We start from the raw sequence: 12,995 nt of genomic DNA on the forward strand, positions 1-12,995 counted from the left end.
ACTGATGCGATCGAAGGGGGTACGTTCGAATCATGAGCCACGATCCCGAACCGCGCACGGGCGTTGCGCCGACCGGCTCCGTGGTGCTAGCGCGTCAGAGGCACTACTCGGAGTTCTACGGGCTCACCCCGCTTCCCGAACGATTCGGCGTCGTCCTCGGCAACTGCCAGGCCGAGTCGCTGCGCGTGGTGATGGATGCGCCGGAGCACCGATTCGTGCGCGTCCCCGCCGTGCACGAGATGACCGCCGCCGACGCCGCGCGCCTGCACGAGATCGCCGGCCTCGCCGACGTCGTGGTGAGCCAGCCGATCCGCGACGACTATCGCGATCTGCCGCTGGGGACGCAGCAGATCGCCGCAGTGACCGATGCCCGGGTCATGACCGTGCCCCCGGTGCGCTTCGCCGGACTGCATCCCTTCCAATCCGCCTTCCGGGTTCCCGGCGTCGAGGGAGATCCGCCCGTCGTGGCGTACCACGACGTGCGCACTCTCGCCGCCGCCGCGGGCATCCCCGTCGTCGCCGCGCTCGCGCCCGCTGAGGTGCGGGCCGTGGGACAGACGTCGATCGACACGCTGCGCCTGCGCGAGCAGAGCGCCGACGTGGCGGTCTCCGACCTCTTCGACTCCGTCACGGCCGATCACATGCGCACGGTCAATCATCCGGGCGATGCGGTGTGGATGCCGTTGGGTGCCCGCATGCTCGAGATGCTCGGCCATACGGGCGGCCCGACCGACCCCGGGCGCCCGCTGCTGAACTCGGTGCGCGCGCCGTTGGAGCCGGAGGTCGTCGACGCGTGGGGGCTGGCGGACGAGCCGCGCGCGCACTGGATCGTCGACGGCGTTGCGGTCGACGACGCCGAGGTGCGTGCCGCTCACCGCGAGTGGTACGCCACGCACCCGGAGTTCGTCGACGCCGCCGTGACCCGTCTCGCGCCCCTTCTCGACGTCTGGCGAGTACGATGAGCGTCACCCCGCTGCTGCTCGTCCACCCTGGGACGCACGGCGTCGCCATGTACGGACGGCAGATGGCCGATGCGGTCCGCGTCGCGGACCCGTCGATCCGCACCGTGGAACCGCACGGCCTGGATGCGGACGACGACCGCGCCCCGTTGCACGTGCACTTCACCGACCGGCTCTGGGGGCGCTCTCCCGAGGAGGCGGCGCAGGCGTTCGGAGACCTCGCCGCCGGGCGCGCGATCAGCGTCACCCTGCACGATGTGCCGCAGGCGTCGGACGGCGAGCGCAACCTGCCACGGCGGCGGGCCGCGTACGCGGCGGTGGCGGCGGCGGCGCGTGGAGTGGCGGTGAACAGCGACCACGAGCGTGCGCTGCTGCGCGAGGAGCGGGTGTGGACGGGCCCGGCGGTGAGCATCCCGCTGCCCGTCGAGCTGCGGCCCGAGGTGCCGCGGACGCCGGCTGACGCGTCGATCGGAGTGCTCGGCTACTTCTACCCGGGCAAGGGACACGACGAGGCGGCCCGCGCAGCCGCGTCCGCGGGCATCACGAGGATGACGGTTCTCGGCCGGGCGTCCGACGGCCACGCCGCGGAGCTCGAGGAGTTCGTCCGTCGCGCGGGCGCCCTCGGGGTCGAGGTCGACGTGACGGGCTGGCTCGACGACGAGGAGGTCGCCCGGCGGGGACGCGCGGTGTCGGTGCCGGTGATCGCCCATCGCCATGTGTCGGCGTCGGGGTCCCTCGCATCGTGGATCGGCTGGGGGCGCCGTCCCGTCGCCGTGCGCAATCGCTACATGGACGAGATGGCGGCGCTGCGTCCGGGAACCGTGCAGACCGTCGACGGATCAGAGCTCGCCACCGCGGTGCGGGCGGCGTTCGAACGACCCGAGACGACCTGGCACGGACTCACTCGGCTGCCGATGTCGTGGCCGGACGCGGCGGAGGCCTACGTGCGCTGGTGGGGCGGGCTGGCGTGGTGACACGGCGCCCGTGGGTCGTCGGCAACAGGTGGGACTCGCTCGACGGGGTCCGGCCGCAGACGCTGCCGAAAGTGTCGGTGATCGTCGCCTACTACGAGCAGCCCGGGGAGCTCGCCCGCACGCTGTCGGCGCTGTCGACGCAGGACTATCCGCGCGAACTCCTCGAGATCGTCGTCGCCGACGACGGCTCCGCCGGGGATGTCCTCGTGCCGCCGGGGGTCACCCTCGTGCGGCAGGACGACCGGGGCTTCCGCCTCGCCGCTGCACGCAATCTCGGCGCACGAGCGAGCACCGGGGACGTGCTCTGCTTCCTGGATGCCGACACCGCCCCGGAACCCGGGTATGTGCGGGCTCTCACCCGTCTTCCGGCGCTGCTTCCCGAGGCGGTCACGGTCGGACGGCGTCGCCACGCCGACTTCTCGGGCAGCGATGCGGAGACGCCCGTGATCGAGGCGGTGATCGGCCGTGAGCTCCCGGAGCCGGCCTGGCTCGCCGAGGAGTACGCGCGCAGCCGTGACCTGCTCGACGCCGACGACCGCTCGTACCGGTTCGTCATCGGCGCGGTGATCGCCTGCTCGCGTCGCCTGTTCGAGGAGACCGGCGGCTTCGACGAGTCGTTCTCGACCTACGGCGGGGAGGACTGGGAGTGGGCGCATCGGATGTGGCAGGCCGGCGCCGTGCTGGCGCACGTGCCGACGGCCGTGGCCTGGCACGACGGGCCCGAGTGGGCCGAGCGCACGGATTCCGGGCTCGAGCGCGCGAACGCCCAGACCATGACACTCGTCTCGTCGATCCCGGTCAGCGGCTCGGCTCCGCGGGGACTGCTGTCGGCGGTCCCGGATCTCGTCGTCCGGCTGCGCGGCACGCACACCCGGGAGGCGCTGTTCATCGCGGTGGACTCGATCCTCACCGCGTTCCCGCGGTCGCGCGTGATGCTCGATGCGACGTCCGGACTCGACATCGACGACCCGCGCATCGTGATCGACGGCGACGGCGACGGCGACGGCGACGAGCCCGAGGCCAGGGTGCTCTGGGAGCTCGACCGCCCGGTCGTGGTCCTCGAGTCGGCAGGGATCGCCGAGCTCGTCGCGGGCCTCGGTGCGGGTGACGTCGGCACCGTCGATCTCGTCGACTCCGCCGGCTCGTCCGCCGGTGTGCTGCACTCACGACGAGCGCTGCGGCGAGCCGCGCGATGGGGCACGGCAGAGGGATTCGAGACCCTGACCGTCCGTGCGGAAGGCGTTCATCTGCTGCGCTCGAACCCGCACGTGGAGGCATGGGTCGGAGGGTGGGGCGGTCCCGATCGGTTCCGCTGAGCGTACAGTTCTCATCATGGGGAAATTGGAGTACAACAGCTCGCGGCCCGCGATCGAGATCGAGGACGCCACTCTGGCGCACGTGAAGATCGTGATCGGCACGAAGCTGCGCCGCAATGAGAGCTTCATGATGACCTGGCTCTCGAAGCCCGAGGCATCGTCCGGCCGCATGACCATCTGGGTGCACCCCAGCATCCCATTGGTGCTCGAGTTCGATGACCCGACGATGCCCGGGATCGACCCCAAACGGGTCGCCCACATGATGGATCAGCTGAACTCGCGCGGCGAACTGGTGCTCGACCAGCTCTGACGTCGAGCGCTCACTCGTGCTCGGGGAGGATCGGACTCGACCACCCCGGGTCGCGCCCCAGCTGAGCGGCGCGCGAGACGGATGCCGCGCCGAAGCGACCGCGCAGGGTGTCGAGCACCGTGTCGAGTCGTTCGTCGTCGCCCCAGTCGATCGGCAGTTCGGGTGGCGCGTTCTCGGCGCGGTCGAGCTGCGACAGCGAGATCCCGATGAGGGTGATGCCCCGCGCCTCGATCTCGGGCCAGGCCGCGGCGAGCAGGGTCCGCGCGACGTCGAGCAGGATCGCGGTGCGATCGGTCGGCGCCCGGAGAGAGCGTGATCGGGTCGCCTTGGCGAAGTCCCCGTAGCGAAGGCGCAGCACGACCGTGCGGCAGACGCGCTCGCCGTCGCGGAGCCGGCGGGCGAGCCGGTCGATGATCTGCGTGAGGAAGAGGTCGAGCTCGTCCGCTGTGCGGGCGCGCGAGCCGAGGGCGCGCTGCGAGCCGATCGAGCCGCGGCGCCGGGTCGTGTCGACCGGGCGCGGGTCGCGCAGGCGGGCGAGGGCGTGCAGGTGCGAGCCCGCAGCCTTGCCCAGCACCCGCTCGGCCGTCGCCGCTTCGAGCTCCGCCAGCTGACCGACCGTGTGCACCCCGTAGCGGTGCAGCTTCTCGGCCGTCACCGCCCCGACGCCCCACAGGCGCTCGACCGGCAGCGGCAGCAGGAACTGCTCTTCCCGGTCGGGTTCGACCACGAGCAGCCCATCGGGTTTGCTGACCGCGCTGGCGACCTTGGCGAGGAACTTGGTGCGCGCCACGCCCACCGAGATGGCGAGGCCGACCTCTGTGCGCACCCGATCCCGCAGCCGCACTGCGACCTCTTCGGGGGTGCCGACGATGCGCCTCAGCCCACCGACCTCGAGAAAGGCCTCGTCGATCGAGAGGCCCTCCACGAGCGGGGTCGTGTCGCGGAAGATCGCGAACACGTCCTTGCTCGCCGCCGAGTACGCCTCCATGCGCGGCGGGACGACGACGGCATCCGGGCAGAGCTCGAGCGCCTGGCGGCCGCCCATCGCAGTGCGCACCCCTCGGGCCTTGGCCTCATAGCTCGCCGCCAGCACCACGCCTCCGCCGACGATGACGGGCCGGCCGCGCAGAGCAGGCGCATCGCGCTGCTCGACCGAGGCGTAGAACGCGTCGAGATCGGCGTGCAGCACGGTGGCTTCGCCCCGCATCGTGTTCTCCCGTCGACGTGCAGATCGTCGCACGGGCCGGGGACATCCGGGCCGGGGCTGTCAGGCCGCGATCAGCCGCGACGACAGCGCGCGGATCCTCTGGCAGAGCGTGTCGAAGGCGCTCTCGAAGGCGGCGGCCGTGCCGACCCTGGCAGGATCCCGCACCGACCAGTGCAGGTCGTCGCCCGTGAGCATCCGCTCGTGCGCGTCGTCGCACACCGTGATCACCAGGTCGTCGTCGGTGCGCACCTCGTCGACGTGGCGGGGTGGCCGGGCCGGGTCGATGATCAGCCCGTGGCGTTCGGCTGTCGCCAGCGCCTCGGGGTTCACCGCGGAGGCGGGCTGGGTGCCGGCGGAGGCCACGTCGATCGCGCTCACGTCGCGCCAGATGACCTCGGCGAGCTGCGATCGGGCCGAGTTCGCGGTGCACACGAACAGCACCCGGCGCGGGGGAGCGACGCTCGGCGGTGCGAGCGTGTCGAACACCTCGGGACGGAGCCCGATGTAGCTGCGCCGCCTGTCGAACTCCGAGCGCGTGCGCGTGATGATGCGCGCGGACTCGAGGACGCCGAGATGGTGGGCGATCAGGTTCGATCTCAGGTCGAGCGTCGTGCCGATCTCCGACGACGAGAGGTCGCCGAGGGTGAGCAGGTCGACGATGCGCAGGCGCGTCTGATCGGCGAGTGCGGCGAAGATCGCCACCCGGCGTTCGAGATCAGTCATCGTTCCCATCCATATCACGGGATGATGGACGTGTCCACGGGTATTGACTCAATCGGTGTTGACCATATTCTGGTCGTCGCGAGACCGCGGACGCGGTCTCGGAGAGGAATGGACATATGGGCATCGGCAGCGGCATCGCGCTCTTCGTCATCGGAGCGATCCTGGTCTTCGCACTCAACATCGACACCGGCGGCTACGTCGATCTCGATCTGATCGGCTACATCCTCATGGGCGCAGGAGTCGTCGTCTTCCTGATCAGCCTCATCCTCACGATGCGCAGCCGTCGCACCGAGACCGTCGACCGCACCGCCGTCGACCCGGCGACCGGCGACCGCGTGACCCGTCGCAGCATGCGCGACAACGAGCCCCTCGCCTGATGTCGGCGTGACCGAGGTGCAGCGCGGCACCGGCGCGATCGTCGTCGGTGTCGCGGCGACCCTCGCCTTCGTCGTGCTGCGGGCGGTGGTCGCCCTCGGCGGTCACGAGCCGCTCGCGATCGACGTCTGGTGGCACGACCTCATGGTCGCGCTGACCAGCGACATCTGGGTCGTCGTCGCCTGGGTCCCGGCGGTGGTCGGCGGCACTATCGGCATGATCGTCGTCGGAGCGCTGCTGATCGCTGCGCTCATCTGGCGCGGCCGGCGGTGGGATGCCGCGACGCTGGCGATCGCGATGGTCGCCGTCGTGGCGATCGGCGCGACCATGGCGGCAGTGATCGGGCGCACGCGACCGGCGGACTCGCTCGCCGAGAGCGTCGCGACGTCCTTTCCATCCGGGCACACGGCTGTCGCCACGACCGTCGTGGTCGTCCTCGCACTCGTGCTCCGTCGTCGATGGGTCTGGGTCGTGGGCATCGTGTGGGTGCTCCTCATGATGTGGAGCCGCACCTACCTGCATGCCCACTGGCTGAGCGACGTCGTCGCGGGAATGCTCGAGGGCGTCGCCGTCGCGACATTCGTCTGGGCATGCATGGAGGCGATCCGTGCGCGGCGCCTCGCGTCTGCGACCCCCACTCCCGACATCTCCGAAGAACCGATCGAAAGCACCGTGAACCCATGAACACTCGCGACTCGGCCGCCTCCACCGCGAGAGCCGCCCAGGACTCGACCGCCTTCCGCGTCCTCGCCCGCGTCGGCTACGTCGTGCTCGGCATCCTGCACATCCTCATCGGGGGCATCGCGATCTCGATCGCGACCGGCGGCGGCGGCGAGAACGCCGATCAGGGCGGTGCTATGCAGCAGATCCAGGAGTCTCCCGCCGGCGTGTTCCTGCTGTGGCTGATCGTGCTCGGCCTGCTCGCTCTCGCGATCTGGCAGATCGCCGAGGCGGTCGTCGAGCGCGATCCCGACGCGAAGAAGAAGTGGGCGCACCGGGCGAAGTTCCTCGGCACGGCTGTCGCCTATCTCGCGATCGGCGCGACGGCTCTGGTCTATGCGCTCGGGGGCCAGTCGCAGTCGTCCGAATCCTCCCAGTCGTTCAGCGCGAAGCTGCTCGCGGTGCCGGCCGGCGTCGTGCTCCTCGTGCTCGTCGGACTCGGAGTGGCGGCCGTCGGCGTCGCCTTCGTCGTCCGGGGCATCACTCGCGCGTTCATGGAGCATCTGTCCGTGCCGTCCGGAAAAGCGCGATCCGGCATCGCCGCCTTCGGAACGGCCGGCTATGTCGCCAAGGGCATCGCGGTCGGGGTCGCGGGTGTGCTGTTCGTCATCGCGGCGCTCACGCATGACCCCGAGACCGCCGGCGGCCTGGACTCGGCGCTGCGCGCTCTGGCCGGACTCCCGTTCGGCGCCGTCATCCTGTGGGTGGTCGGTGCCGGCCTCGCTCTGTACGGCCTGTTCTGCTTCGCCCGCGCCCGCTACGCCCGGATGTGAGCTGACCCCGCCCGCATATCGAACCGTGCGCCGCCGCGCAACCCTGCGCTGCGGATCGGCCGAGTCGGCCAGGATGGATCCATGAAGATCGTCTCGTACGCAGGCCAGCAGCTGGTGACCACGGATGACGTGGCGGACTCTCTCGTGACTCTCGCCGCAGCCGTCGCCAAAGAGGGGGAGGCCGACGCCGTCGAGATCCCCATCCTCGTCGGCGGGCGCGAGGACTGCGCCGACCTCGTGATCGGCGTGGGCAACGACCTGCTGGTCGGGCCGCACGAGTTCGATGACGACGAGCCCGACTTCAGCGAGCACGCGGCGAAGCTGCAGGCGCACCGCCTCTATCCCGATTCTCCGGACTCGGGAGAGCACGGCGGCCACAGCGACTGGTACGTCGATGTGGACCTTGACCTCGACGGCTCGGCCGCGGCGGCACGCTGACCGCGAGGTTCCTTCGCCGACGGCGGAGGGCACGAGAAAGGCGCCCGCCGCCGTCGGAGGTTCTGATCAGTCGGTGGTGAGCAGCACCTTGGTGGCGCGGCGCTCGTCCATGGCCTTGTAGCCCTCGGCCGCCTGCTCGATCGGCAGCGTCAGATCGAAGACGGCCCCCGGATCGATCTGATCGGTCATGATGAGGTCGATCAGCTGGGGCAGGAAGCGGCGCACCGGCGCCGGCCCGCCCAGAAGGCTGACGGTCGAGAAGAACAGGTCCAGGCCGTCGAGCTCGACGCCGTGGCTCACGCCGACGTACCCCACGTGTCCACCCGGACGCGTGGCGTGGATCGCCTGCATCATCGACTCCTGGGTGCCGACCGCCTCGACGGTGGAGTGGGCGCCGTACCCTCCGGTGAGCTCCTTGATCTTCGCGACGCCTGCGTCACCGCGCTCCTCGACGATGTCGGTGGCCCCGAACTTCGTCGCCAGAGCCTGACGGTCGGCGTGGCGGGACATCGCGATGACCCGCTCGGCTCCGAGCTGCCTGGCCGCGAGGATCGCGAGCAGGCCGACGGCTCCGTCGCCGACCACGGCGACGGTCTTGCCCGGCCCCGCCTCGGCGGCCACGGCGGCGAACCATCCGGTGCCCAAGACGTCGGATGCCGCGAGCAGGCTGCGCGTCTGCGCGGGGGTCGGATCGCCCTCGACGGCGACGAGAGTGCCGTCGGCGAGAGGGATGCGGGCGTAGTCGGACTGGGTGCCGACGCCGCCCATCATGACCTGGTGGATGCAGCGCGACTGGAATCCCGCCTGGCAGATCTCGCACGTGTTGTCGGACGCGACGAAGGATCCCACGACGAAGTCGCCGACCGCGATGTCACGGACCGCGTCGCCGACCTCCTCGACGACGCCGATGTACTCGTGACCCATCGGTGTGGGGTGGTCCACCGGCTCGATGCCGCGGTAGGGCCAGAGGTCCGAGCCGCAGATGCAGGCGGCGGTGACGCGGATGACCGCATCCGTCGGCTCGACGACGGAAGCGCGGGGGACCTCCTCGACGCGGACGTCTCCGGGGGCGTGCATGACGACGGCGCGCATGGTGCGGGTGCTGACGGTGTCTGTGCTCATGATGTTCTCCTTCAGTGGGTGAGGGCGGCGGATGAGGTCGTGTGCGGCGAGTGCCGTGGCGTGCGCCCGCGTGCGGTGCCGATCAGCACCAGGGTGACGGCCGCGAGCACGGTCGCGGAGACGGTGACCACGCCGAGCGGCAGGATGCTCAAGGCCCCGGCGACGCCGACGAGCGGGGCGGCGATGCCCCCGAAGCTGAACCGCACCATCCCGAGAAGCGACGAGGCGGTGCCGGCGATCTGCGGGTATCCGACCAGAGCGAGGGTCGTGGCCGGGGGAGACGAGATGGAGACGCCCGCGGCAAGGGCGTACAGCGACGCGAGCACGACCCACAGCGGCATCGTCGTGAGTCCGGCGGCGAGCAGGCCGAGAGCGCCGACGGTCGCGACCACGACACCGGCGGCGAGGACGGCGTGCACGTGCCCTCGTTCGGAGAATCGGCCGGCCAGGTGGCCGAAGACCATGAATCCCGCGGAGTTCGCGCCGAACGCGAGGGCGTAGCCGAGGGGCGACAGGCCGTAGATGTCCTGCAGCACGAACGTCGCGCCGGACAGGTAGGCGAAGAGCGCGGCGTACATCAGCCCCTGATTCAGGACGGCGCCGACGAAGACGCGGTCTCGCAGGAGCGTCCGATAGTCGCTCAGGGTGCGGGTCAGACCGCCGGTCGTCCGTGCCTCGATCGGCAGGGTCTCCCCGAACCGCGCGAGCGCGATGATCAGGATGGCGGCGCCGATGACGGCGAGGAAGACGAAGAGTCCCCGCCAGTCGATGATCGTGTTGAGGAGGCCCCCGAGCAGCGGGCCGACGATCGCCGCGAAGCCGCCGACGACGGTGAGCCGCGCGTAGAAGCGGATCAGCGTCCCGCCGGAGAAGACGTCACGCCCGGCTGCCTGTGCGATCACGATGCCGACGCCGCCGGCGAGTCCCTGCACGAATCGGGCGGCGATCAGCAGCTCGACCGTCGGACTGATCGCGCACAGCATCGACGTGACGATGTACGCCACGATGCCGATGAGCAGGACGCCGCGGCGGCCGTATCGATCCGACACCGGCCCGGCGATGAGCTGACCGGCCGCCAGACCGATGAGGCAGGCGGTCACGGTGAGCTGCGCGACCGACGTGGCGGCGCCCAGCGCTGCCGTGAGAGCCGGAAGAGCGGGCAGGTAGAGGTCCATCGAGATCGGCCCGAAGACGGTCAGCAGAAGCAGCAGGGCGGGGAGCACCCGGTCGACGGAGGGGCGGGCTGCGGATGTCATGCTGTCCACTCTGCGCCTGTCGGGTGCTCCGAGGGAGTCCCTGTCGAGGGGTGTACTGCGAGAACCTCCCTCCGAAGCACGGTCGGGGGTAGCGTCCTGAGCATGGACAACAGATCCGAGGTCCGCGAGTTCCTGATGACCCGCCGCGCGCGTGTCGCGCCCGAGTCGGTCGGCATCCCGGCCGGCGGGAACCGACGTGTCGCCGGCCTGCGGCGCAGTGAGGCCGCAGCGCTCGCCGGAGTCAGCGTCGAGTACTACGCGAAGCTCGAGCGCGGCGCGATCGCCGGCGCCTCCGCCGCGGTGCTCGACGCGCTCGCGTCAGCCCTTCAACTCGACGATGCCGAGCGCGCGCATCTGCTCGATCTCGCCCGCGCCGCCGACGGCATCCCGTCGAGCGGCCGCTCGCGTCGCCGGTCGGCGAAGCCCGGGGCTGCACGACCCAGCCTGCAGTGGGCGCTGTCGTCGATCACCGATGCGATCGCGTTCGTCCGCGACCCCCACCAGAACCTGGTCGCCACGAACGATCTCGCCCGAGCCTTCTATTCGCCGGTGATCGGCGACGGCGGCCGCACCCCGAATCTCGCGCGCTTCCAGTTCCTCGACCCGGCAGCGCACGACTTCTATCCCGACTGGGATCTCTTCGCCGAGATGTGCGTCGCGATCATGCGAGCCGAAGCCGGGCGGGATCCGCACGACAAGGGTCTGCAGGATCTCGTCGGCGAGCTGTCGACGCGCAGCGAGACGTTCCGCCGGCTGTGGGCGGCGCACGATGTGCGCATCCACGGCGCGGGCACGAAGCGGTTCCGGCATCCGCTCGTCGGCGAGCTGACCCTGGCGTACGAGGAGCTCGCGATCACCGCCGAGCCGGGCAACGTGCTGCTGATCTACTCGGCCGAGCCGGGCTCGCCCTCGGCCGAGCGTCTCGCGCTGCTCGCGTCGTGGTCCCTGGACCAGCGCGTCGTCGAGCCGACCAAGGACGAGAGCCGCGGCTAGCGTCCCACTCCATCGACAGATGGTTGCCTCCGGTCTACAGTTGCACTTTCGCAACCAATAGGCGTATAGTTGACTCTTATCAACTTTCTACACAGGAGCTCTCCACTGTGACACACATCTCACCCACCTCCTCAGGCGACGCGGTGCGCTCGCCTCGCGAGGTCTTCACCGCGATCTCGGGCCTCGTCGTCGGCATGTTCGTCGCCGTGCTCTCGGGCACCGTGGTGTCGACCTCCATGCCGGTCATCATCGCCGACCTCGGCGGCACCCAGTCGCAGTACACCTGGGTCATCACCGCCAGCCTCCTCGCGACCGCCGTCTCGACCCCCATCTGGGGCAAGCTCGCCGACCTCGTCGATCGCAAGATCCTCGTGCAGCTGTCGCTGATCATCTTCACGGTCGGCACCGTGATCGCCGGCTTCTCGACCGACACCAACATGCTCATCGCGGTCCGCGTGATCCAGGGCATCGGCGTCGGCGGACTGATGTCGCTCGTGATGATCGCGGTCGCCCTCATCATCTCGCCGCGCGAGCGCGGCAAGTACATGGGCGTGGTCGGCGGAATCATGGCCCTCGGCACCATCGGCGGCCCGCTGCTCGGCGGACTCCTCACCGACGTCTGGGGCTGGCGCTCCAACTTCTTCGTCGGCGTGCCCTTCGCCATCCTCGCCCTCGTGCTGCTGCAGTTCACCCTGCACCTGCCCAAGCCCCAGCGCGACCGCAAGGTGTCGATCGACTACTTCGGCATCGTGCTGCTCGCGGTCGGCGTCTCGACCCTGCTCATCTGGGTCTCGATGGGCGGCAGCCAGTTCGACTGGGACTCCTCGACCAGCATCATGCTCGCCGTCACCGCGGGTGTCGCGATCGCCGCGTTCATCACCGTCGAGTTCTTCGTCAAGGAACCGATCGTGCCGATGTCGCTGTTCCGCAACCGCACCTTCACGCTGTCGGTCATCGCGTCGATCGCCATCGGCGTCTCGATGTTCGCGACCTCGGTGTTCCTCGCCCAGTACTTCCAGCTCGCCCGCGGTGCCACACCGACCGAGTCCGGCCTCATGACGATCCCGATGATCGTCGGACAGATGGGTGCGTCGATCATCATCGGCCAGCTCGTCAGCCGCTTCGGCAAGTGGAAGGGATGGATGCTCACGGGCTCCGTGCTGACCACGATCGGCGTCAGCCTGATGGCGACCCTGCGCTACGACACCCCGTTCCCGCTGGTCGCGACCTACATGTTCGTGCTCGGCGCAGGTCTCGGCATGGTCATGCAGAACCTCACGCTCATCGTGCAGAACGACACCGCGCCGCAGCAGCTGGGCGCCGCCTCGTCGAACGTCAACTTCTTCCGCACGATCGCCGGCACCATCGGCGTGACGGTCATGGGCGCCTCGCTCTCGACCAGCGTCGGCAACTACATCTCCGACGCGCTCGAGGGATTCACTCCCACGACGCCCGATGAGATCGACGCGCTGAAGCACCTCGCCTCTGGCGATGTGCCCAAGGTCACGCAGCTGCCCGACACGATCCGCACGATCGTCGAGGGAGCCTACGGCCACGGCATCGCGGATGCGTTCATCATCGCCATTCCGCTCGCAGTGATCGCCATCATCGCGATCGCGTTCATCAAGAACAAGCCGCTGTCGACGAAGAACGCCGCCGAGCAGCTGCGCGAGCAGGCCGAGGAGTCCGTTCTCGAGGTCTCCGAGGCCGAGGTCGGCGCCACCATGTCGACCGGAGCCATCCGCATCTCGGGCACCGAGTCCGCCTCACCCTCGACCGGCTCGGTGACGACCGTGCTCGAGCGCGACGAGCGGGAGTCGGGGCGCTGA

14 protein-coding genes are annotated in these 12,995 nt (G+C 70.1%); 10 read left to right on the forward strand and 4 right to left on the reverse strand.

Translation table 11 applies throughout. The features are described 5' to 3' along the window. Positions 1-32: 32 nt before the first annotated feature. The 4 genes from ACZZZQ_RS11250 to ACZZZQ_RS11265 are packed head-to-tail and all read left to right on the forward strand — an operon-like array spanning position 33 to position 3,559. A complete protein-coding gene (locus tag ACZZZQ_RS11250) occupies positions 33-962 on the forward strand; it encodes a WcbI family polysaccharide biosynthesis putative acetyltransferase (protein ID WP_463507574.1) in 930 nt (309 codons plus the stop codon). Further along, positions 959-1,933 (forward strand): hypothetical protein, encoded by a 975-nt coding sequence (locus ACZZZQ_RS11255; RefSeq protein WP_463507575.1) that lies wholly within the window; start codon positions 959-961, stop codon positions 1,931-1,933. Before ACZZZQ_RS11250 ends, ACZZZQ_RS11255 begins: the two co-directional genes overlap by 4 nt. Then, positions 1,927-3,249, forward strand: a complete 1,323-nt coding sequence (locus ACZZZQ_RS11260; RefSeq protein ID WP_463507576.1) for a glycosyltransferase family 2 protein — start codon at positions 1,927-1,929, stop codon at positions 3,247-3,249. The genes ACZZZQ_RS11255 and ACZZZQ_RS11260 overlap by 7 nt, the downstream gene beginning before the upstream one ends. 16 nt (positions 3,250-3,265) lie before the next feature. After that, positions 3,266-3,559, forward strand: coding sequence for a DUF7882 family protein (locus ACZZZQ_RS11265; protein ID WP_463507577.1), 294 nt, complete (start codon positions 3,266-3,268; stop codon positions 3,557-3,559). A 10-nt stretch (positions 3,560-3,569) separates the two neighbouring features. Here the strand turns inward: ACZZZQ_RS11265 and dinB are convergent, their stop codons facing one another. After that, a complete protein-coding gene (gene dinB, locus ACZZZQ_RS11270) occupies positions 3,570-4,766 on the reverse strand; it encodes a DNA polymerase IV (protein WP_463507578.1) in 1,197 nt (398 codons plus the stop codon). A gap of 60 nt (positions 4,767-4,826) precedes the next feature. Then, positions 4,827-5,489 (reverse strand): arsenate reductase/protein-tyrosine-phosphatase family protein, encoded by a 663-nt coding sequence (locus tag ACZZZQ_RS11275; protein ID WP_308418026.1) that lies wholly within the window; start codon positions 5,487-5,489, stop codon positions 4,827-4,829. A 116-nt stretch (positions 5,490-5,605) separates the two neighbouring features. Here ACZZZQ_RS11275 and ACZZZQ_RS11280 point away from each other — a divergent pair, with 116 nt between their 5' ends. From ACZZZQ_RS11280 to ACZZZQ_RS11295, 4 genes are all read left to right on the forward strand, one after another. Continuing rightward, on the forward strand, positions 5,606-5,866 hold the full coding sequence (locus ACZZZQ_RS11280; protein WP_053097641.1) for a DUF6458 family protein: 261 nt from the start codon (positions 5,606-5,608) through the stop codon (positions 5,864-5,866). A 7-nt stretch (positions 5,867-5,873) separates the two neighbouring features. After that, positions 5,874-6,548, forward strand: a complete 675-nt coding sequence (locus ACZZZQ_RS11285; protein WP_295103721.1) for a phosphatase PAP2 family protein — start codon at positions 5,874-5,876, stop codon at positions 6,546-6,548. Beyond that, positions 6,545-7,357: a DUF1206 domain-containing protein gene (locus tag ACZZZQ_RS11290; RefSeq protein WP_053097639.1), complete on the forward strand. Its 813-nt coding sequence runs from the start codon at positions 6,545-6,547 to the stop codon at positions 7,355-7,357. The genes ACZZZQ_RS11285 and ACZZZQ_RS11290 overlap by 4 nt, the downstream gene beginning before the upstream one ends. A gap of 81 nt (positions 7,358-7,438) precedes the next feature. Further along, entirely contained in the window at positions 7,439-7,795 is a 357-nt protein-coding gene (locus ACZZZQ_RS11295; protein WP_053097638.1) for a hypothetical protein, read from the forward strand. A gap of 66 nt (positions 7,796-7,861) precedes the next feature. On the opposite strand, the gene ACZZZQ_RS11300 is transcribed toward ACZZZQ_RS11295, so the two are convergent. Both ACZZZQ_RS11300 and ACZZZQ_RS11305 read right to left on the reverse strand, forming a co-directional pair. Next, positions 7,862-8,887 (reverse strand): zinc-dependent alcohol dehydrogenase family protein, encoded by a 1,026-nt coding sequence (locus ACZZZQ_RS11300; RefSeq protein ID WP_463508097.1) that lies wholly within the window; start codon positions 8,885-8,887, stop codon positions 7,862-7,864. Positions 8,888-8,928: 41 nt separating this feature from the next. After that, complete coding sequence (locus tag ACZZZQ_RS11305) at positions 8,929-10,173, reverse strand: multidrug effflux MFS transporter (protein WP_463507579.1); 1,245 nt, start codon at positions 10,171-10,173, stop codon at positions 8,929-8,931. Between the two features lie 102 nt (positions 10,174-10,275). Here ACZZZQ_RS11305 and ACZZZQ_RS11310 point away from each other — a divergent pair, with 102 nt between their 5' ends. Continuing rightward, entirely contained in the window at positions 10,276-11,166 is an 891-nt protein-coding gene (locus ACZZZQ_RS11310) for a helix-turn-helix transcriptional regulator (RefSeq protein ID WP_372984907.1), read from the forward strand. Between the two features lie 107 nt (positions 11,167-11,273). Beyond that, positions 11,274-12,995, forward strand: a complete 1,722-nt coding sequence (locus ACZZZQ_RS11315) for an MDR family MFS transporter (protein WP_082297877.1) — start codon at positions 11,274-11,276, stop codon at positions 12,993-12,995.

Source organism: Microbacterium sp. AC132 (assembly GCF_979258525.1).

Coding starts and splice junctions, on each gene's coding strand:
- ACZZZQ_RS11305 (WP_463507579.1), bottom strand. CDS start 10,173: ATGACATCCGCAGCCCGCCCCTCCGTCGACCGGGTGCTCCCCGCCCTG.
- ACZZZQ_RS11290 (WP_053097639.1), top strand. CDS start 6,545: ATGAACACTCGCGACTCGGCCGCCTCCACCGCGAGAGCCGCCCAGGAC.
- ACZZZQ_RS11295 (WP_053097638.1), top strand. CDS start 7,439: ATGAAGATCGTCTCGTACGCAGGCCAGCAGCTGGTGACCACGGATGAC.
- ACZZZQ_RS11255 (WP_463507575.1), top strand. CDS start 959: ATGAGCGTCACCCCGCTGCTGCTCGTCCACCCTGGGACGCACGGCGTC.
- ACZZZQ_RS11310 (WP_372984907.1), top strand. CDS start 10,276: ATGGACAACAGATCCGAGGTCCGCGAGTTCCTGATGACCCGCCGCGCG.
- ACZZZQ_RS11275 (WP_308418026.1), bottom strand. CDS start 5,489: ATGACTGATCTCGAACGCCGGGTGGCGATCTTCGCCGCACTCGCCGAT.
- dinB (WP_463507578.1), bottom strand. CDS start 4,766: ATGCGGGGCGAAGCCACCGTGCTGCACGCCGATCTCGACGCGTTCTAC.
- ACZZZQ_RS11265 (WP_463507577.1), top strand. CDS start 3,266: ATGGGGAAATTGGAGTACAACAGCTCGCGGCCCGCGATCGAGATCGAG.
- ACZZZQ_RS11250 (WP_463507574.1), top strand. CDS start 33: ATGAGCCACGATCCCGAACCGCGCACGGGCGTTGCGCCGACCGGCTCC.
- ACZZZQ_RS11300 (WP_463508097.1), bottom strand. CDS start 8,887: ATGCGCGCCGTCGTCATGCACGCCCCCGGAGACGTCCGCGTCGAGGAG.
- ACZZZQ_RS11280 (WP_053097641.1), top strand. CDS start 5,606: ATGGGCATCGGCAGCGGCATCGCGCTCTTCGTCATCGGAGCGATCCTG.